17 protein-coding genes are annotated in these 20,979 nt (G+C 49.5%); 8 read left to right on the top strand and 9 right to left on the bottom strand.

Annotated elements, in window-relative coordinates:
- Positions 1 to 227 precede the first annotated feature (227 nt).
- Positions 228 to 1,073 (top strand): CHRD domain-containing protein, encoded by an 846-nt coding sequence (locus MJ611_RS17260; protein ID WP_250431638.1) that lies wholly within the window; start codon positions 228 to 230, stop codon positions 1,071 to 1,073.
- Between the two features lie 254 nt (positions 1,074 to 1,327).
- On the opposite strand, the gene MJ611_RS17255 is transcribed toward MJ611_RS17260, so the two are convergent.
- The gene (locus MJ611_RS17255) at positions 1,328 to 1,876 is read right to left on the bottom strand and encodes an REP-associated tyrosine transposase (RefSeq protein WP_250431636.1); all 549 of its coding nucleotides are present in this window, start codon (positions 1,874 to 1,876) and stop codon (positions 1,328 to 1,330) included.
- Positions 1,877 to 2,169: 293 nt separating this feature from the next.
- A complete protein-coding gene (locus tag MJ611_RS17250) occupies positions 2,170 to 4,395 on the bottom strand; it encodes an NADP-dependent isocitrate dehydrogenase (RefSeq protein ID WP_250431634.1) in 2,226 nt (741 codons plus the stop codon).
- Between the two features lie 461 nt (positions 4,396 to 4,856).
- On the opposite strand from MJ611_RS17250, the gene MJ611_RS17245 reads away from it, so the two are divergent.
- Positions 4,857 to 6,185: an SGNH/GDSL hydrolase family protein gene (locus MJ611_RS17245; protein WP_250431632.1), complete on the top strand. Its 1,329-nt coding sequence runs from the start codon at positions 4,857 to 4,859 to the stop codon at positions 6,183 to 6,185.
- A gap of 329 nt (positions 6,186 to 6,514) precedes the next feature.
- On the opposite strand, the gene MJ611_RS17240 is transcribed toward MJ611_RS17245, so the two are convergent.
- Together MJ611_RS17240 and MJ611_RS17235 are read right to left on the bottom strand one after the other, a co-directional pair.
- Positions 6,515 to 7,147, bottom strand: coding sequence for a phosphoribosyltransferase (locus MJ611_RS17240; RefSeq protein WP_250431630.1), 633 nt, complete (start codon positions 7,145 to 7,147; stop codon positions 6,515 to 6,517).
- A 58-nt stretch (positions 7,148 to 7,205) separates the two neighbouring features.
- Positions 7,206 to 7,886 (bottom strand): dienelactone hydrolase family protein, encoded by a 681-nt coding sequence (locus MJ611_RS17235; RefSeq protein ID WP_250431628.1) that lies wholly within the window; start codon positions 7,884 to 7,886, stop codon positions 7,206 to 7,208.
- 173 nt (positions 7,887 to 8,059) lie between these two features.
- On the opposite strand from MJ611_RS17235, the gene MJ611_RS17230 reads away from it, so the two are divergent.
- The 5 genes from MJ611_RS17230 to MJ611_RS17210 all read left to right on the top strand — a co-directional run bounded on the left by MJ611_RS17230 (position 8,060) and on the right by MJ611_RS17210 (position 14,288).
- Positions 8,060 to 8,710, top strand: a complete 651-nt coding sequence (locus MJ611_RS17230) for a hypothetical protein (protein ID WP_250431627.1) — start codon at positions 8,060 to 8,062, stop codon at positions 8,708 to 8,710.
- Positions 8,711 to 8,836: 126 nt separating this feature from the next.
- Positions 8,837 to 9,523, top strand: coding sequence for a deoxyribonuclease V (gene nfi / locus MJ611_RS17225; RefSeq protein ID WP_250431625.1), 687 nt, complete (start codon positions 8,837 to 8,839; stop codon positions 9,521 to 9,523).
- Between the two features lie 132 nt (positions 9,524 to 9,655).
- Positions 9,656 to 10,270 carry a transposase gene (locus MJ611_RS17220; protein WP_250431623.1) on the top strand — a complete coding sequence of 205 codons (615 nt, stop codon included), beginning with the start codon at positions 9,656 to 9,658 and terminating at the stop codon, positions 10,268 to 10,270.
- Between the two features lie 264 nt (positions 10,271 to 10,534).
- Positions 10,535 to 13,153 carry an ATP-dependent chaperone ClpB gene (gene clpB, locus MJ611_RS17215; protein WP_250431621.1) on the top strand — a complete coding sequence of 873 codons (2,619 nt, stop codon included), beginning with the start codon at positions 10,535 to 10,537 and terminating at the stop codon, positions 13,151 to 13,153.
- A gap of 331 nt (positions 13,154 to 13,484) precedes the next feature.
- Positions 13,485 to 14,288, top strand: a complete 804-nt coding sequence (locus tag MJ611_RS17210) for a DUF4142 domain-containing protein (RefSeq protein WP_250431620.1) — start codon at positions 13,485 to 13,487, stop codon at positions 14,286 to 14,288.
- A 135-nt stretch (positions 14,289 to 14,423) separates the two neighbouring features.
- Here MJ611_RS17210 and MJ611_RS17205 read toward each other — a convergent pair whose 3' ends face one another.
- Positions 14,424 to 14,786, bottom strand: a complete 363-nt coding sequence (locus MJ611_RS17205) for a SpoIIAA family protein (protein WP_250431618.1) — start codon at positions 14,784 to 14,786, stop codon at positions 14,424 to 14,426.
- 279 nt (positions 14,787 to 15,065) lie between these two features.
- Positions 15,066 to 16,127, bottom strand: coding sequence for a Gfo/Idh/MocA family protein (locus MJ611_RS17200; protein WP_250431617.1), 1,062 nt, complete (start codon positions 16,125 to 16,127; stop codon positions 15,066 to 15,068).
- 180 nt (positions 16,128 to 16,307) lie between these two features.
- On the opposite strand from MJ611_RS17200, the gene MJ611_RS17195 reads away from it, so the two are divergent.
- Complete coding sequence (locus MJ611_RS17195; protein WP_250431615.1) at positions 16,308 to 17,168, top strand: alpha/beta hydrolase; 861 nt, start codon at positions 16,308 to 16,310, stop codon at positions 17,166 to 17,168.
- A 7-nt stretch (positions 17,169 to 17,175) separates the two neighbouring features.
- Here the strand turns inward: MJ611_RS17195 and MJ611_RS17190 are convergent, their stop codons facing one another.
- From MJ611_RS17190 to MJ611_RS17180, 3 genes are all read right to left on the bottom strand, one after another.
- Positions 17,176 to 17,910 (bottom strand): YoaK family protein, encoded by a 735-nt coding sequence (locus MJ611_RS17190; RefSeq protein ID WP_250431613.1) that lies wholly within the window; start codon positions 17,908 to 17,910, stop codon positions 17,176 to 17,178.
- Positions 17,911 to 17,987: 77 nt separating this feature from the next.
- On the bottom strand, positions 17,988 to 19,058 hold the full coding sequence (locus MJ611_RS17185; RefSeq protein ID WP_250431612.1) for a lactonase family protein: 1,071 nt from the start codon (positions 19,056 to 19,058) through the stop codon (positions 17,988 to 17,990).
- 370 nt (positions 19,059 to 19,428) lie between these two features.
- Positions 19,429 to 20,952, bottom strand: a complete 1,524-nt coding sequence (locus MJ611_RS17180) for a SusD/RagB family nutrient-binding outer membrane lipoprotein (protein WP_250431610.1) — start codon at positions 20,950 to 20,952, stop codon at positions 19,429 to 19,431.
- Positions 20,953 to 20,979: the final 27 nt, after the last annotated feature.

The following is a 20,979-nucleotide window of genomic DNA, read 5'->3' as shown; positions in this document are numbered from 1 at the left end:
CCTTCTAAACAAAAGCGGCAGCCCTAACAGGCTGCCGCTTTTGTTTTATGCCTTAGCCCTCTTCGGTTAAGGCATAACACTCCGCATTTTTCTAATCCTCTTCCCCACACTGCTCACACCTGTTCTGGCGCCACTTACAAATTACCCAAAACATTATGTAGGTCAGGAAGTTAAAGAAAGTGTTGCAACAATAATATTATATTTTTTTACCATTAAATTATAATACTATGCTGAACGACTTATCTAAATTCAGAATTTTCGCTTTAATGTTGGTGCTTAGCACTTTTGCCTTTACTGGTTGTAAGGACGACGACGATGACCTTCCGATACCTTTACCCAAAACTAAAGTTTATGAATTAGAATCTGTAGCAGACCCTAATATAGAAGGCACTGCAACATTTGTGCGCCTTGATGAGAGAACAACCTCCATCACCATTCTTTTAACCGGAACACCAACCGGAGGCAGACATCCTGCACACATACATGCTAACACAGCTGCAGAGGGCGGTCCTATCGTTATTTCGCTGGAGCCGGTGAATGGAACAACAGGCATTAGTACCACCATCGTACAGACTACGGATGCGGGAACACGCGTAACATATGAAGACTTGCTGCGCTTCGATGGTCATGTAAACGTGCATTTGAGCCAGGATCAGCTGGATGTTATTGTAGCACAGGGCGATATCGGCCAGAATGAACTCACAGGAAAGTCAAAGCAATATGCCCTGAATGAGAAAGACGTACCCGGCATAAGCGGCAGCGTTCTTTTTGAAGAAAGGAAGAACGGCGAAGCCTTAGCCACCATTAAGTTGCAGAATACCCCGGAAGGCGGCATACACCCAGCCCACATTCATAAAAACTCAGCAAAAGAGGGTGGAGATATTGTATTTACCTTCAACCCGGTAAACGGCAGCACCGGCATGAGCATGACAAACGTCGCCAAACTCGATAACGGCACGCCATTCGGCTACAAAGACGTGCTCCGCTACGACGGCTACGTGAACGTGCACCTGAGCGAAACCCAATTGAATGTGATAGTTGCCCAGGGAGATATAGGCAAGAATGCGGATTAGTGGCATTATAAGTATAAAACAAAAGCGGCAGCCAAAGTATGGCTGCCGCTTTTGTTTTAGGGTCTGGTAGGGCGAGGTTGTCGCTCATTGTTTAACTATCTTCCAGTTACCCCTTACATGCCGCAAGTTTAGCGTGAGCGTAACTTGTGGCTGCACATGAGGCCAGTTTGTAACTGGCTCGTGTTCCATAAACCATACTTTCGCCAGTTACAAACTGGCTATCATTTCCCGCTTCGCTCAAACTGGTGGCATGATTAGTCTAGAAGTATAATATCTATCATTCCTTTTCCTCCAGCATAGTCTATGGCACTGCTGTAAGGATAATCCTGCGGCTCCCACACTAAACCAGCTTCTACAGGATTGTTATGAATATAATTCAGCTTCTGCTCTAACAAGAAATTTGAGTCAAGCTCAATGGGCTGGTTGTGCTGCTGCCAGAACTGGAAATCCTGGTTGTTACTATTACGTTTTCCTGCACGCTCAAACATCCAGAGCATCCATTCTCTGCGGCTCTCCTGCGGGTTATCAACAATAGCTTTTAGTACGGTCTTCGAAGTATGCTTTTTCAGATCACGGATGATAGCAGATTGGTTTTCTGTCTGTGAACCTATGATTAGATGAACGTGATTAGACATGAGGCACCAGGCGTATACTTCGAGCCCCTTGTTCTTGATGCAATAGTTCAGGCTGTCAACTACAATGTTTTTGTAGGCGGGTCTGGTGAAAACATCTATCCAGTTTATAGTTGCAAAAGAAATAAAGTGCAGTTGGTTCTGGTCGCTGATCTTATAGTTTCGGCTCATGGTATGCTATACGAACATACCGTCAGTTTGAGCGAAGCGGTAACTGGTGGTTGTAATGATAGCCAGTTTGTAACTGGCGGATGTATAAAAATGACAGTATGCCAGTTACAAACTGGCCTCATATTCAGCCACAAGTTGCGCTCACGCTAAACTTGCGGCATGTAGGGTCAGACTTTATCTTGACTATTACAAATTAAGGTAACCTTTGAATTAAAATAAAGATAATTCAATAAATGAGAAAGGCTGCCTGATCTCTCAGGCAGCCTTTCTCATTTTATACTTTATACTTCGGATTAGAAGTTAGCTAAAGCAGCGTTCAGCGTTTCGCTTGGGCGCATGGCTTTGCTGGTCTTCTCTTCATCCGGGTGGTAGTAACCGCCGATCTCGACTGGTTTGCCTTGTACAGCGATCTGCTCTTCCACGATCTTGTTCTCGTTTTCAGACAGCTCCTGAGCCAGTTTCGTGAAACGGTTTTTCAGCTCCTGGCTTTTGGTCTGCTCGGCAAGAGCCTGTGCCCAGTACATAGCCAGGTAGAAGTGGCTGCCACGGTTGTCGATACCACCTACTTTACGCGAAGGCGATTTGTCGTTCTCCAGGAACTTGGCATTTGCTTGGTTCAAAGCTTCTGCCAATACTTCAGCCTTCTCGTTTTTGGTCTTGTAAGCAAGGTCTTCCAGCGATACCGCCAGAGCTAGGAACTCGCCCAATGAATCCCAACGCAGGTAGTTCTCTTCTACGAACTGCTCTACGTGCTTCGGCGCAGATCCACCGGCACCGGTTTCGAACAATCCACCGCCATCCAGCAACGGAACTATAGAAAGCATTTTAGCACTTGTACCCAGCTCCAGGATCGGGAACAGGTCGGTCAGGTAGTCGCGGAGTACGTTACCGGTTACTGAGATAGTGTCTTTACCAGCTTTGGCACGCTCGCAAGTATAGCGCATCGCCTCAACCGGGGACATAATCTTGATCTCAAGTCCGTTGGTATCGTGGTCCTGCAGGTAACGCTCTACTTTCTTGATCAGGTTTGCGTCGTGGGCACGCTGCGGGTCTAACCAGAAAATAGCAGGTGTATTCGTAATTCTAGCTCTTGTAACAGCCAGCTTCACCCAATCCTGGATAGGAAGGTCTTTTGTCTGGCAGGCTCTGAAGATATCGCCCTGCTCTACCTTCTGCTCCATCAGCGTGTTGCCATTCGCATCAATTATACGAACAACACCTGCCTCAGTCATTTCAAACGTCTTGTCATGTGAGCCATACTCTTCCGCCTTCTGCGCCATCAGGCCGATGTTCGGCACTGTACCCATGGTAGTAGGGTCGAAAGCGCCGTTGTCTTTGCAGAACTGGATCACTTCCTGGTAAATACCTGCATAAGAACGATCCGGAATGATCGCTTTCGTGTCGTGCAGCTTGCCATCCGGTCCCCACATCTGGCCTGACGAACGGATAGCTGCCGGCATAGACGCGTCGATGATCACATCGCTTGGCACGTGCAAGTTGGTAATTCCCTTATCAGAGTTTACCATCGCCAGTTCAGGGCGCTGTGCCATCTCTGCTTTCAGGTCAGCTTCAATCTCAGCACGCTGCTCAGCCGGCAGGTTCTGTATTTTAGCATAAACGTCGCCCAAACCATTGTTTGCGTCCACGCCGATCTCTTTAAAAGTAGCGGCATGCTTGGCAAAAGTATCTTTGAAGAATACGGTTACTGCGTGGCCGAACATGATAGGGTCAGACACTTTCATCATGGTAGCCTTCAGGTGCAGCGACAGCAGGATGTTGTTGTTTTTGGCATCTGCAATCTCCTGCTCCAGGAAAGAACGTAACGCGCTTCTGCTCATCACAGAAGAGTCCATCACCTCCCCGGCTTTCAGGGCTACTTTTTCTTTCAGCACCTTGGTCTCGCCGTTAGCGCCAACAAACTCGATACGCACATCGGTCGCGTTATCCACCACTACAGACTGCTCGCTGCCGTAGAAGTCGCCGCCGGTCATGTGCGCTACGTGCGTTTTAGAATCTGATGACCACTTACCCATCGAATGCGGGTGCTTTTTGGCGTACTGCTTCACGGCATCTGCTACACGGCGATCGGAGTTACCTTCGCGCAGCACAGGGTTTACCGCACTGCCCAGAATCTTCGCATAACGTGCTTTGATGTCTTTCTCTACATCATTCTTCGGGTCAGCCGGGTAATCCGGGATGTTGTAGCCCTGCGACTGAAGCTCCTCAATCGCTTCGGTCAGCTGCGGAATAGAAGCACTGATGTTTGGCAGCTTGATGATGTTTGCCTCCGGCGTCTTCGCCAGTTCGCCCAGGTACGCCAGGTCATCCGACTGCTTCTGCTCTTCCGAAAGGTTCTCCGGGAAAGCCGCAATGATACGGCCAGCCAGCGAAATATCTCTTGTTTCTATTTCGAGGTCGGCAGCCTTTGTGAAAGCCTGCACGATGGGCAGGAAAGAGCGCGTGGCCAGAGCCGGCGCTTCGTCCGTTATGGTATAAATGATTCTTGATGCTTTTGCCATGTTATTCTACTGGTTAAAGGTCTTATTACCCCCAAACAAAACGGTAGGTTCGGTAACGGCAGCAAATATAAGAGTCTTTTTGATAAAGCTTAGTCCGGTGAGCGGCTTTCCTGCATTAGCGTTCCGGCTCACGTATCATGCAGTTCATGTTCCCAGAAAACAGCTCTTGGTAAAGAGCAGGCACCCCTCGGGCAAGTATAAAACTGATAGTAACTCATCCAAATCTTAATTGAACAGTTTTTGAATCCATTCTTCCGGAAAGAAGCATGTCTCGTTTCTGGTTACACATGTTTTATGCCTTTCTTGCTTGTTCCTGCCTCCTGCCCATACCTTCTAATAATACAAATTGCAGCACATCCATATATTTCATACCTGCGCAGTATGGCCTATGTTATTCATGATCAACTGAAACTGTACAATAAATGGATCGTTCTTAAGGTCTTACAATAACCGATTTGCTTATGTTGCTATACTTACACGCCCTCTCCTTCTTTAAAACACTGAAGCTAATACTGTTCCTTTTTATGATGATGCCTGCGACTGTATCTGCCCAGGCGCTCAGGATCATGCCGCTGGGCAATTCCATCACCCAGGGCGACAACGAGCACCCCAGCTACCGCTATCCGCTCTGGAAAATGCTGACCGAAGCCGGCGTTGAGTTTGAATATGTAGGCTCACACGATGTGAACTTCGAAGGTAACCCGGAGTTTCCGGATCATAACGGACAAACGTATAGCAACCGCAACGAAGGCCACTGGGGTTGGCGAATAGATCAGATCCTGCACGGCCACGAAGACGAGCGCGACAAAGGCAGACTAAAAGAATGGCTGCGCGGCTATACCCCGGACGTCGTGCTGATGCATCTGGGTTCTAACGATGTGATGCAGGAACAACCTGTGGAAGAAACCATACAGGAACTGGAAGAGGTGGTAAGTGAGATCCGGAAAACGAATCCGAACGTTACGATCCTGATGGCAAAGATACTCCCGATCTGGATAGAGAAAGTAGGGCAGAACACCATAGACCGATGGAGCAACTATAACGAGCAGATTCCGCTCCTGGCCCGAAGACTGAACAGCGATCAGTCTCCGGTAATTGTAGTAGACCAGACCGTAGATTTCGACCCGACAGAAGGAGCTGACACCTGGGACGGCGTACATCCCAACGCCAGTGGAGAAGAAAAAATGGCACTGCGTTGGTTCGAGGCACTTGATCCGGTAATAACGCCCTTACCTGTTGAGCTCTTCGATTTCAAAGGCATCGTGGCGAAAAGCGGTATTCAACTCCACTGGAAAACAGCTTCAGAAACAAACAATGCTCATTTCAACATAGAGCGATCCGAAGACGGAAAGAATTTCAAAGTAATAGGGAAGGTAAACGGCTCCGGCAATTCCAATACGACGCTTGCTTATACTTTCACCGACAAATCTGCCCACACCGGCACCCTTTATTACCGCCTGAAGCAGGTCGATTTTGACGGACAGTACGAGACGTCCAATGTAATTGCTGTTAACAGACATACTACAGGAACAGAGCCGCTGGTATACCTCACGAAAGCACACGGCGGACCTGCTATGTTGCATGCTGCAAACCTGCTGCCCGAAGAAGAGGTACAGGCCCACATTTATACTTTGGATGGCAAGCTGCTGCATTCCATTTTCACAAAGGCCGATGAAGTCGGGCGCATAGCACAGGAAATAGTTTTTGCTGCAGCACAACAAACAGGCGTTTACCTGCTGAAAACTACGGTCAATACCAAGACCTTTGCAAAGAAGTATAGATTGGAGTGATGGGATAGCGTATGACTGCCTTTGCTTCGTAGCTGTCTGTGTTCCTCAGTCTTACTTGCCTATAGTTTCATTTTATACTTTGGTGCGCTCACGGCCGCGGGGCCTCGTCCTCGGGCATCGCGCTGTCTATTGAAGCTGCCATCGGCTGCGCCTGTAGGCTGCCCTTGCGGGCACCGCAACAATAGAAGGCGCTCAACCCAAGGACTGGAAACGGCACTGCTTTGTGAGCTGCTATGCAACTGGAACTGAATTGTAGAGATAGGTCGCGACCTGTCCGTGCTATATCTGCAGCTATGAAACTCATATTTGATGTATAGCAATGCTCATACTTACGTTGCATGATCCTGATTCAGGAGCTCGATCACTTCCTCGTCGCTCACCTGCGTGAACTCATCGTAGAACTGTCCTACAGCAAAAAAATCAGGTGGGGCCAGCAGGCAGATGATTTCGTCTACCATGGCACCGATGCGCCTGACGGCTGAGGGCGGGGCCACAGGTACTGCTACCACTACTTTGCGGGGCTGCTTTATCTGCACCAGTTTGATGGTGGCAATAAGTGTATTGCCGGTTGCAATGCCATCGTCTACGATGATCACAATTCTATCTCTCAGGTCTACGGGCTTCCGGTTGCCCAGGAAAAGCTGCTGCTTTTCACGAAGGCTCTCGCGAATGCGGTTTACTTCTGCATCTATGTATTCGTGCGGCACATTGATCTCCTCGTTTATCTGCACCGTATCTATGCTGACCGAGCCAATGGCAAATTCCGGATTGGCCGGGTGGCCGATCTTTTTGGTAAGGATAAGATCCAGGGGCATGTGCAACTCTCTGGCAATATGCGCCGCAATAGGCACGCCTCCCCTTGGTATGGCCAGCACTACACCCGGTTGCCCTTTATACTTCGCCAGCGCTTCTGCCAGCAGTACAGCAGCCTCCCGGCGATTTCGGATCTTGTTCTGAATCATAAGACACGCTACTCAAAATGTAAGATCTATTAATACAGTACCTACTCCGGCTTTATACTTAAGGTTTGTCCTGGTGAAGCGGGTGTTGCTTTCCTGGCGCCAGGTATTTCCGGAACCAGTCAGTAGCAAGCTGCGCCACCATCTCCAGTTTGCCGGGCTCTTCAAACAGGTGCGATGCATCCGGTACAATCTCCATATCTTTTATACACAGCAGAAGATCATAGGCCTGCTGGTTAAGTTCGATAACAGGCCCGTCCAAGCCTCCAACGATAAGTAAAGTAGGCGCATGTACATCCGGAAGCACCTCGGAAGCCAAATCAGGCCGGCCACCTCTGCTTACCACTGCCTTTACAATGTCGCCTAGTCCGGCGGCGGCACCCAGAGCGGAAGCGGCTCCTGTACTTGCCCCAAAAAATCCGATGTTCAGATCGCGCGTCAGCTTGTCTTTCTGCACCCAATAGGTTGTGTTGATCAGGCGTTTGGTCAGCAGCGGGATATCGAATCGCCTTTCGTATACCTGGTCTTCCTCAGGTGTAAGCAGGTCGAAGAGCAGGGTGGCGAAACCTGCCTGCTGCAGATGTTTGGCTACGGCCCTGTTGCGTGTACTGAGGCGGCTGCTGCCACTTCCGTGCGAAAAAATAACTAACCCTAGTGCATGCTCCGGCACTATCAGATCTCCAGGAAGCGACACTTTTTCAAGATCGATCCGGACTGTTTCATTAAATATTTCCTTTACCATAACTGTGCTGCTATTTAACCCGTTGCTGCTGAAAAAACATACCTGTTTGTATCTCTAGATGTACGCACCTATAGTACAATAGTTAATATAACATAGAACTATACCAAGAGAATCGGAGTAGTGATCTAAATGCATTTGTAAGCTTAAACCACCAACAGATTTACCCGATGTGTATGCTTATTTTACGTGTGATCTTACTGGTACTAGTCTCAGGATGGCTCTGCTCCTGCCGCTCAGAAAGCAGCCAGCAGGAGGAAGTGCAGCAGCGAAAATCGTCAGCAGAGCCACCTGCGGAAATCTTGCAGGATACCAGCGAATTTAAGGCGGCTTTTAAGGAATTCTTTGCTGCTTTGCAGGCTTCGGATACTTCCCGGTTAGATCAGTTCATACATCCGAAGTATGGCTTGTGGATAATTGAACAGCCGGGCGCCCTGCCCCGCATGACACATGTAACCGATATTTCCAGCTTCAGGCGCGAGTACCAGGATCGTTCGTTTTTTACCGTAAAAGATGAAGTAACAGCCTGTGACCTGAAAGAAGAAGTATGGCCCACCTTCGACTGCGCCGACGTGGACTACGAAGCAGGAAAATCCGGCTACAGCAAAGACGGCTGCTTTTTGTGGCAACCAGGTAAATTCCAAAAGAGCGGCTACTGGGATTACGCAAGCCTGTCCGCAACAGAGATTCAACGCATAAAAGCCACGCTACCTCTGCTAAAACGATCAGTGCTGCACACGGCCACATCCTTCGAGTTTCATTTCGGCTACATAGACGGCCAGTGGCGGCTGCTCTTCACCAAACTCATCTATCCCTGCAGCGCGTGAGGTTTGCATTTTGAATAAGCGATTGCGTGAATGAGTGAATGTCCCGATTGCTCCAGCCATACTCTTTCATTCATAATTCGTAATTCATAATTCGTAATTCAAAATTCTTAATTCGTAATTACAATTATGGCCTATTACAGACGCTTCGACTACCCGGCACCCGACCCTGCTATTGTAAAGGAACTGACGCGGCAGCAGGAAGAAATGCAGCAGCGGGTCGTCATCCAGAAACCTGACTTCGACCTGAAACTGATTGCCGGCTGCGATTCTTCTTTTATTGGCGAGGACACGATCCTGTCCGTATTTGTGCTGCTGACCTACCCGGGATTGGAAGTGCTGGAGAAAGTATGGCACCACGGACTGGTGGAACTGCCCTATATTCCCGGATTCCTGGCTTTCCGCGAAGCACCTAACCTGCTGAAGGCCTACGAAAAGCTGCAGCAAAAGCCTGACCTGATCATGGTAGATGGTCATGGCATCTCCCACCCGCGTCGTTTAGGAATTGCCACCCACTTGGGCCTGCACCTGAATAAACCCACCATGGGCGTAGCCAAGAAAGTGCTGGTGGGCAAGTATAAAGAGCCTGCCGCTACCAAGGGCTCTATCTCTCCGCTGGAATACAAAGGCGAAATCATAGCCAACGTGCTCCGCACCAAAGACAACGTAAAACCCGTCTTCGTCTCCCCCGGCCACCTGATGGACCTGAAATCAGCAACGGAAATTGCCATGGCCTGCGCTACAAAGTATAAACTACCGGAGCCTACAAGGCTGGCGGATCATTATGCGGCGGTGTTTAAGCAGGAAGTAAAGTAGTGTGACCTCACAGCGTCTTCCAGACCTGTGAGTGTCTTGTTGGCTACAGAGCGAAAGCCATTGGCACTAGACGCTCACAGGTTTGTTAAACACTGTGAGGTCTTTCGAGAAACTGTTTTCGTATTGGCAAACATGCAACAAACTGTATATCTTGAGCCTGATAAATTTTATCATGTTTACACGCGTGGTAATAACAAGGAAAGCATCTTTAAAGAGGAAGAGAATTACTTTTACTTTTTGCAACTCTTCCGAAAGTATGTTGCGCCATTTGCGGATACCTACGCTTACTGCCTGCTCCCTAATCACATCCACTTTCTGATTCAGGTAAAACCTGAGGAACAACTTAAGGTAATAAAAGTAGATTCTGAAGGTATGCTGCAGATCGACCTACAACGTCAATTCTCTCACCTTTTTAACTCCTATACTAAAGCTATCAATAATAGGTATAACCGTACAGGCAGTTTATTTCAGAAGCGTTTTAAACGTAAAGAAGTCACCTCAGAAGTATACTTTACAAGGCTAATACATTACATCCACTTCAACCCACAGCATCATGGCCTGATTGATGACTTTAGCGACTGGCCTTTCTCTTCTTATCACAGCCTTTTATCAAAAAGCAAAACCTTACTGCGGCGGGAAAATGTGCTAGCGTGGTTCGGTGGCAGGGATTGGTACAGAAAATTTCATGAAGAGAGTGCTGCTGAGTTCAATAGTATCGCACCTCTTATAGAAGACGACGACCTATAACAGTTGCTCGAAAGACCTCACAGCGTTTAACAAACCTGTGAGCGTCTAGTGCCAATGGCTTTCGCTCTGTAGCCAACAAGACACTCACAGGTCTGGAAGACGCTGTGAGGTCATTGCATCGATTCAGACAAAAAGTCCGACTCCAACTAAATCTACATTTTTACACCTGTCATAATTTCAGTAAAATCATCTTTAAATCCCATTGGTGTATCCTTTGCTATTAACCTCGTAGAACTAAAACGAAGGGGAAAACAAGTAAAGGCTATGAACTTTAATAACTATACCATCAAAGCCCAGGAGGCCATCCAGAAGGCCACCGAAATAGCAGGCGGCTTTCAGCAGCAGGCTATCGAAACCGGGCACATTTTAAAAGCAATTCTGGAGACTGACGAGAACGTAACCAACTTCCTGCTCCAAAAACACAACATCAACGGCAACATCCTGCACAGCAAGCTGGACGAAGTTGTGGCGGCTTACCCGAAAGTGAGCGGCGGCAGCCCATACCTGGCCAACGACGCAGCAGCTGCCCTGCAGAAAGCCACTTCTTACCTGAAGGAGTTTGGCGACGAGTACGTGGCCATCGAGCACATCCTATTGGGTATACTTGCTGGTCGTGATCGTGTGGCCGGCCTGATGAAGGATGTTGGTTTTAGCGAGTCACATCTGAAGAAAGCCATCAAGGAACTGCGCGGAGGTGCCAAAGTAACCGACCAGAACGCCGAGGCAAAGTATAACTCACTGAAGCGGTATGCCAAGAACCTGAACGAAATGGCCCGCAACGGCAAGATCGACCCGGTGATCGGCCGTGACGAAGAGATCCGCCGTGTGCTGCAGATCCTGAGCCGTCGTACCAAAAACAACCCGGTGCTGCTGGGTGAGCCAGGTGTAGGTAAAACCGCCATTGTGGAAGGCCTGGCGCAGCGAATTGTAAGCGGCGACGTGCCGGAGAATCTGAAAAACAAAACGCTCATGAGCCTCGACATGGGTCTGCTGGTAGCAGGTGCCAAGTATAAAGGCGAGTTCGAAGAGCGTTTAAAAGCGGTGATCAAGGAGGTGGTGGATGCCGAGGGCGAGATCGTGCTCTTCATCGACGAGATCCATACGCTGATTGGTGCCGGAGCGGGTGGCGAGAGTGCCATGGACGCAGCCAACCTGCTGAAGCCAGCCTTGGCGCGAGGCGAACTGCATGCCATTGGCGCGACTACTTTGAAGGAGTACCAGAAGTATATCGAGAAAGATAAAGCTTTGGAGCGTCGCTTCCAGGCGGTGATGGTAGACGAACCAAGCGTGCAGGATGCCATTTCCATACTTCGCGGTATCAAGGATAAGTATGAAGTACACCACGGGGTACGCATTAAGGATGATGCGATCATAGCGGCTGTAGAGTTATCGCACCGCTACATTACAGATCGCTTCCTGCCAGACAAGGCCATTGACCTGATGGACGAAGCGGCTGCGAAGCTGCGCATCGAGATCGACTCGCTGCCGGTGGAGCTGGACGAGATTCAGCGCCGCATTATGCAGCTGGAGATCGAGCGCGAAGCGATCCGCCGTGAAAACGACAAAGACAAAGAAGCGGTGCTTTCCAAAGAGATTGCCGAGCTATCTACAAAGCGCGATGACCTGAAAGCCAAGTGGCAGAACGAAAAGCAGATCATCGAGGGCATTCAGAAAGAGAAAGAGAACATCGAAAACTATAAACTGGAGGCTGAGCAAGCTGAACGTTCCGGTGACTACGGCCGTGTAGCCGAGCTTCGTTATGGCAAAATTCAGGAAGCCGAGGCGCACCTGAAAGAGCTACAGGAGCAGGTACACCAGATGCAGGGCGAAAACCCAATGCTGAAGGAAGAAGTGAACGCCGAAGACATCGCCGAAGTAGTGGCTAAATGGACCGGTATACCGGTGAGCAAAATGCTGCAGAGCGACCGCGAGAAACTGCTGCACCTGGAAGAAGAACTGGGCAAACGCGTAGCCGGTCAGGAAGAAGCCATTCAGGCCATCTCCGACGCCGTTCGCCGAAGCCGTGCCGGTATGCAGGACCCGAAACGTCCGATCGGTTCGTTCATCTTCCTGGGTACGACTGGTGTGGGTAAGACCGAACTTGCCAAGGCGCTGGCCGATTACCTGTTCAACGACGAGAACGCGATGGTTCGTATCGACATGAGCGAGTACCAGGAGCGCCATGCTGTAAGCCGTATGGTGGGAGCGCCTCCGGGATATGTGGGCTATGAAGAAGGTGGTCAACTTACCGAAGCTGTGCGCCGCAAGCCATACTCGGTGGTGCTGCTCGACGAGATCGAGAAAGCGCACCCGGATGTGTTCAACATCCTGCTGCAGGTACTCGACGATGGCCGTCTGACCGACAGCAAAGGCCGTGTGGTGAACTTCAAGAACACGATCATCATCATGACCTCGAACATCGGTTCGCACATCATCCAATCTAATTTCGAGTTGATGGATGAGTATAACCACGACGAAGTGATTGAGCGCACCAAGGACGAAGTGTTTGAATTGCTGAAGAAGTCGGTAAGACCGGAGTTCCTGAACCGTATCGATGAACTGGTGATGTTCCGACCACTGAGCCGCGAGGATATCCGCAAGATCGTTACGATCCAGTTCGGCCATATCCAGGACCGTCTGGAGGATACAGGCATACAGCTGATCGCTACCGACGAGGTACTGGATTACCTGGGCGAGCAAGGCTACGATCCGCAGTTTGGTGCCCGTCCGCTGAAGCGTGTGCTGCAGCGCCAGGTGCTCAACGAGCTATCGAAGGAGATATTGGCCGGTACTATAAATAAAGATTCTGTAGTAGAGGCGGTACTAGAAGACGGTAAGATTCGTTTCAACAATGTTGACATCGAGCTTCCGACAGAAAAGTAAGATGTAATGTAGATTAGTTTAGAGTTTAGTTGAGCAAAAAGGCCACCCAGTTTGGGTGGCCTTTTTGTTTATCTACCTCAAACATTATTTATCGCCTGCATTCATATGCCCTACAACCAGACACTTTGAATAATACAAGTATAAACACTTCTACAGCCTTTAACCTGAGCAAATTATACTTGTGTAACCAAGCATAAAAATTGCATCAAACACTTACTAAAACACAGCAAAAACACCGAAATAAAAACTTTTACAGGGTGGAATTTGGACAAAAACAAAACACCCCTGATATCTCAGCGTATACCCAAGCTGGATTTTTATTTTTTAAGCTATGAAAAAAACATTTTTTTATTTTGTTGCAGGAACCATGTTTACGGCTACTGCATGTAGTACAACCGATACGGCTACTGCCGACTCTACTTCGCTGCAAACATCCGAAACTACTACTGCAGCCGGCAGTGCAGCAGATGAAACAACAACGGATACAAACACCGGCACCATGGGCTCAACAGGCACTACTGGTAGTACCGGAACTTCAGAAACGATGAGTTCATCAGGTAGCACAGGTACTACCGGTACAACAGGTACTATGAGTTCATCAGGCACTTCAAACGCCACTGGTGCAACAGGTGCTGCCGGTTCTGGTGGAACTACTGGTACAGGTTCGGATATGGGTACAACAGGCGATGTAGCTACCCTGACCAACATCGATGATGCTACCTTTATGATGACTGCGGCTAGCAGCAACATGCTGGAAATACAATTAGGCAAAATGGCCGCTGCGCAAGCTTCTGACCCGAAAGTAAAAGAGTTTGCCCAGATGATGGTAGACCATCATACCAAAGCTACGCAGGAACTGAAAACAGTAGCCTCGCAAATGGGTGTAACACTGCCAACAACCCTGATGCCTATGCACCAGGCAATGGTTGACAAGCTATCAGGAAAAACAGGCACTGCTCTTGATGAGGATTACATGGACACCATGGAATCAGCACACAAAATGGATATTGCTATGTTTGAGGCAAAGAGCACTAACGCCAAATCATCCAGTGTAAAAACGTTTGCCACTAAAACGTTGCCGAAACTGCAGTCGCACCAAAAAATGGCAACCAGCATCGAAGACACCGTAGATTAAGACGTAACATACCTGTTTAACAGAAAGCACCCATGAGCTCAAGGTTCATGGGTGCTTCTTTTTTTATTTCGCCGCCAACAATTCTACGGATCAGGTAATTCAATTGAGCTTAGAGATGAACGGCAACGGTATACATCATTCTCCTTTCAGCACCCATTTCATTGCCTGCTCCTTATGTGCTGGGTCAAAGTAGCGTATACCGTCCTTCTTTACTCTGCTAGCTACTTTAGCACCCCACTCCTGCCATCTCTTATCCCCAACCATGGCTATCCGTCCGTAGTCGAAGGCATGGATGACATCAAACAAAGCACTTTCAATAGCTGCCACAGGTTGTACCCAGTTCACATCCGCCATCTCATAGTAGATGTGTGTCTCTTTGTGCTTTCGCATCAGGTCACTGGCCATGTTGCGATACCGGTCGAAATCCGGAACGCTTAGCTCTTTACTGACCCGCACAGCGAGCACATTATCATGTGTTTCAGGTAGTACTTCAAGCATATCAATCAACATTTATTTATAAATTATACTTAGCAAAGTACTACTTGTTTCGAAAAAGTATAGGCGCTATTTACTTATTTAGTCATGAATACCTATTTCGCAGTGAACCATACCTGACACTAGGCAAAAGAAACAACTTTATACTCATCCTACTTCTGCTTACTTCCGGCACTGGCTAGCCAGAGCACTTCGATACAGAAAACACTGAAAGCAGGTATGATAATGCCGGACAGCCACATAAAGAAAAAAGACAGCCCTTAGCCGGCAAGAGCGGGCGGTTTATTTTAATAACACTTTTTTACCCTCACGCGCCGACTCCCTAGCAGCTTCCATAATTCTGACCACCATCAGGTTATTCTCCAGAGAGGACAGGTCCTGATCGGGCTGTATTTCACCTTTTATCATGGCAACCAGGTAAGACACATAGTCCTGGTAAGGGTCTGCCAGCAACTCCACCTCTTCGGTTACATAAAAGTGCTCGCCGTTTGTTTTCGTGCGCAGGGTGTATTCATCCAATGCCTGTATGTAACCTGTTTCGCCGAACACCTCCAGGTCTTTGATCGGGAATGGCCAGTTCCAGGAAGCTTCGATAATGCCGGTTGCTTCCGGATACTCCAGTATGATGGTGGCGTCATCGTCAACATCCGGGTACATTTCCGGCTTTAGCTGCCTCGTGATCGCTGTTACCGAAAGCGGTTCTTTGCCCTGCATCAGCCACGTCATCAGGTTTACGCCGTAGCAGCCAAAATCCATCATAGCGCCGCCTCCACTTTTAGCAGGATCTGTTAACCAGTTCACAAACTCCGGGCTGGCGCCAACTTCTTTCAGTCCCTGGTGCCCGGCATGCACGGTCATGCGCCGGATATCGCCGATGGCTATTCTGTGCTTTGCCATGATATCCAGCTCCTGGTTACTGCCATACCAGGTAGTCTCGTAGTTGGTAAGCAGGTTGATGTTGTGCTCCCAGGCAAGCGCAGCCATACGCCGGGCGTCCTTCACAGAGGTTGCCAGCGGTTTTTCCACCATTACGTGTATGCCCAACGGCGCGCAGGCCTCTACTACAGACAAGTGCTCAGCAATAGGGTTGAAGGCCAGGACAGCATCTGGTTTTTCCTGTTTTAGCAGCGCCGGAAGGCTTTTGTAAAAGACAGAGTCAGGCAGGTAATATTTCTTCCGGTAGCGCTGCGCCAGGTTTTTGTCTGCCTCGGCAATGCCGACCAGCACCACATCGCCTTTCCGGAGCCGTTGGAATGCACCGTGCACATGGTCATGGCTCAGACCGGCGATGGCTAGTTTTACAAGCTGCTGCGCTGCTGCCGTGGAACTATCTGTCAGTATCATGGGAATTTACAAGTATGTATGCAATTTGTACATACGTAAAAAACAAAGCAGCATTCTATTGCTACTCAGAAGCTTATACTTGTATTTGCCTTTAGCTCCAAGAAGAAGTGCAGCTTATACTTTAGCAACTGCCCCTTAATGCATATTTTGCACCTACTATACTTTCACATCCATCAGCTTATGAACAAGAAACACCTCTTGCTCCTGGTCTTTTTCTTTTCCGTACTCTTTGCACAGGCTGCCAAGGTAGATACGCTGGTTATCAACAGCGCTTCAATGCAGAAAATGCTGAAAGCAGGCGTGGTTACCCCCGACGGTTACAAAAAGAAAAAGAGCGGCCCTTACCCTGTTTTATACTTGCTGCACGGCCATAAAGGCAATTTCAGCAACTGGCTGAAGGTGCCCCCACAAAAGAACCTTCTGCAAGGTATGGCTGACAAGTACCAGGTCATCATCGTAACACCAGACGGCGGCTCCGGCAGCTGGTACTACAACAGCCCGGTTGACAAAGCCAGCCAGTACGAAACCTACATCACCGAGGAGCTGGTGCAGCTAATTGACAGCAAGTATAAAACAATCAAAGACCGCAGCGGGCGCTTTATTTCCGGCCTGAGCATGGGCGGGCACGGTGCCTTATACTTATCAGCGCGCCACCCGGAGCTGTACCTGGCAGCCGGCAGCATGAGCGGCTCTGTGAACATCGCTGCCATCGACCGGAAAAACCTTTTAACAAGTATAGAAGCGGTGTTAGGTCCGAAAGCCGAAAACCAGCAGCGCTTTGAAGAGAACTCCATCGTACACATGGTGCCGCAGCTAAAGCAGAGCGGGGTACATTATATAATTGATTGCGGGGTAGACGATTTCCTGATTGAAGACAACCGGGAACTGCACCGCCGCCTGGTAACCGAAAAAGTACCGCACGATTATACCGAGCGTGCCGGCGCTCATTCGTGGGCTTACTGGGGCAATGCGCTGGAGTATCACCTGCTGTTTTTCCAGAAAGCACGAAATGGCGTGGAGCAGCAACAGGCCCGGAAGTAAGTATAGCCTAGGCTGCCAGCCGGTGCCGCAACTGCCGGAAGACCTTTAGGATGCGCACGCGCGAAATATCGTAGAACATGGCAATAACCAGCAGCCCGGCGGGCACAAAGAAAGTATGATGCTGCAGCGTAGGGTATAAAAAACCACCAGCCACGGCACCTGCCAAAAAGAAAAAGATAATCACCAGGCGGAGTGTAATACGTTGCGAAAGCCCTTGTTTTGGTACCGTAGCCGGCAGTGTGGCAGCCGCCAGGTCAATGCCTAAGTCTGTAAAAATACCGGTGAGGTGGGTGGTGCGCACTACCGAGCCCGAGATCATGGACACCATGGCATTTTGCAGCCCCATGGCAAAAAGCAGGCTACCGGCAAAGATCTCCTTCTCAATCACGCCGCCGCTGTACCTGTAGCCGTAGATGGCATTGAGCACCAGGATGCCGATCTCCAGCAGGATAGGCAATGTATAGGCAAAAGTCTGGTTGCGCCCTATCCTGCCAATGATAAAGCTCGACGAAAAGGCGCCGAGCAAAAACAGGAACATCCACACCCCGATGATACGTACCAACTGGAAGTCACCCTGTGAGAAGCTTTCGGCAAAGTAGGCTACGTGGCCCGTCACGTTGGTGGTGAGCACGGCAAAAGCCAGCAAGCCGGTAATGTTCACAAAGCCTGCTGTCAGGCAAAGCAGCGCCGCCAACCGGATGTTGTGCCTGAAATTACGCCGATGACCTGTGTGCCGAAGCATGGCAAAAGTTAGGAAATTAATCTGCTTCCTGGCTGCTTAAACGAAAATTTTTGCCCCACCCGAAGTATAAATTCCTGTTACTTAAACTCCGGCACTACCTGCAGGCACACCGGCTTCGGCACCTCCACTTCGTGGCCGGCAGGAGAAAGTTTACCGCTTAACTTGTTTATTTTATAGGAGACAATGTTGCCGGAGCGCTCGTTGGCTACCAGCATGATGTTGCCCGTAAGATCGATCGTAAAATCGCGTGGCCAGTTGCCGCCGGTATCCTGGTGCTGCACCAGCGTGAGCTTGCCCGTGTTGGCATCTATGGCGTATACCACAATGCTGTTGTGCCCGCGGTTAGAGCCGTACAGGAATTTGCCATCCGGAGATACTTTAACGGCAGCGCAATAGCTTTTCCCTTCGAAATCGGAGGGCAGTGTACTTATAGTTTGTAGTTCCGAAAAGGTGCCTTTGCTGTCATCAAATGCCAGGGCCACCATGGTTGAGTTCAGCTCATTGATCACGTAAGCATATCGCCCATTGGGGTGGAAAACCATGTGCCGTGGGCCTGCACCAGGCGCAGTAGCAAAAGCAACAGCAGGTTCGTTTGGCGTAAGCGCTGCGTTCCCGGCACCCAGCCTGTAACCAAGCACCTGGTCTGCTCCCAGGTCTACGGCAAAGGCATACTTCCCGCGCGGGCTTGGGGTTATGTAATGGGCGTGTGGCGCCTGCTGACGCTCGGTTGGCCCTGAGCCTTTGTGCTGCTGCACGCTGGCGGCCGCTGCCAGCGTGCCATTTTCCTGAACAGCAAAAGCCGCCACATTACCACCCGTATAGTTTGCAACCATCACCGTTTTTCCCGGTTCATCCAGAGAAATATGGCAGGGCGCACCGCCTTCCGAAGCGACTTTGTTCAGTAGGGAAAGGTCACCTGTTTGTTGGTTGATGGCAAAAGCACTGACTGCCCCGCTGTTCTTGCCCTGGTAATTCCCGGTTTCATTTACCGCATACAAGTAACGGCGCTGTTTGTCCAATGCCAGGTAAGACGGGTTTTCGCCTGCTTTGAATGCACTTACGCGCGTCAGCTCGCCCGTTTCGGTATCCAGGTGATACAGAAAAATGCTTTCCTGGTCTGGTTTTGCATACGTTCCTACATATACCATTGCTGATTGAGTGCCCCTAGCCTGTTCCACATCGGCTGCGGTTATTTTTTCTGAGCTATTGGTGCTGGCTGTAGTGCACGAGAACAAAGCCATACTCAAGCTCACAAGGCTTGCTGCGGCTGTTTTCACAGAATTTCTGAACATGGTCTTATCATTTGAACTCATAGGGCTGTTATCCGGGAGTTCGTTGTACAGGCCTAAAGTAGTAACTATTCTACTCTGGTTCTACATAAAGTTTTCTGATGATAAGGCTGTAAGGCAAACCTGGCGTTGTAGTGTAGTCCGTGGCATTAAACAAATTTGCCGTGCCTTAAGCTTTGGCAAGCCCAGGCACGGCAAAAATCAGCGCAATGAGAAAATTAACTATTCTTTATTGTCTTACATCCCAGAATACTCTCTCCAGCATTGTTTCCTTTTGCTTGGCGTTCGGGTTACTCGTAATTTCTGAAACCGGGTAGAAGAGCGATCTTGGCAGCTCGTCGTAAATGGCCGTTGGTCGGGTTAGCGGTGTAATGTCCGGATAACCTGTTCTTCTCCAGTCTGTCCAGGGCTCCATCATCACACCGAAGTTGGCAATATACTTTTCGGTGATGATCTGCTCAAGCTGCTCTTCCGGTGAGCCGGTAAGCGTGCCATTGGCTGCAATGTATGCGTCGGCCTCCGCCGCTGCGATACCCGCATCCTTCATCGAAGCACGAATACCTTCCTGGAAGAAAGCCTGCGCATCGCCCGGAGCGCCGAAACGTAAAGCCGCCTCTGCTCTGATAAAGTTATACTCTGCAAACGTCAGCAGGCGTGTCGGGGCATCGCCGCCGTACATGATGGCATCATCTTTTATACTTCCGTCCGCGTTTACCTTGCCCGGGTCGACCGGCGTAGCGGTGCCCTTCAGGAAGCGGTGCAGCCTCGACACAGCCGTTGTAGGCGGGCTGTCTATACTTTGGCCTTTGTAAGTAGCCGGCGAAGAGTTGATCGGGTACGCCACAAAATAGGATGCACGTCTCGGGTCAGCCTTCTGGTTCATCATATCTACGATGGTACGGTTCGGGAACAACTGGTTCTTGAACTGGCCACCCTCAATGCTGGTAAGCGGGTTCTGACGTTGCGGCTGGTTCAGGAACATCATCTCGAAGTTATCTGATGTCGACGTCATGAACTCTGCTCCGCTGTTGATCAAACCATTTATACCTTGTGCGGCAAACGCAGGATCTTTTTCGCTGTAATGGATGTACAATCTCAGCTTAAGCGTGTTCGCGAACCGAACCCATTTTATCCTGGAGGTCTCCCAGTTAGAAGCCGGAAAGATGGTAGAGTACGCATTCGGGTCCATAACCGAAGCAGTGGCATTAACTTCGGCAATCCCCTCGTCCAGCAGCTTGATCAGCGCAGGATAAATGGCTTCATCGTCGTCATACTTCGGGTAGAAATTGCTTTGGAATTTGGAGGCTTCTGAGAAAGGCACATCGCCCCAGGCATCCACAGTTACCTGGTAGGTATAGGCCTTCAGAATTTTGGCAACACCGGTAAAATGCGGACTGCCTTCTGCTCCGGCTTTTGTAATTACCTGCTCCAGGTCGGCCAGCACTACTGAGTAGATCCTGTTCCAGAGGTTGTTCACATCGGAGTTGTTGATGTTGTAGCGCTCGTACTCCTTGGTGGTACTTGGGTTAGCAGGACCCTGTCCTGAAAACTGCTGCATGATCAGGGCGCTGTAGCGCAGCATATCGCTACCGCCCATAAAGCCGATGTTAACGGTAGCAGCAGGCAGTATCTCGGAAACACGCGCTTCCTTGATATCGTTGGGGCTGTCGTTCACATCAAAGAAGCTTTCGCACGAGGTAAACAGCAGCCCGGTCGATAGCAATGCGATATATAAAAACTTGTTACGTTTCATGTCGGATAAATTGAGTATTGACTGAAT

The sequence above is a fragment of the Pontibacter ruber genome (genome assembly GCF_023630205.1).
GTDB classification, from domain to species: Bacteria; Bacteroidota; Bacteroidia; order Cytophagales; family Hymenobacteraceae; genus Pontibacter; species Pontibacter ruber.
This window is presented reverse-complemented; position numbering and strand designations above follow the sequence as displayed.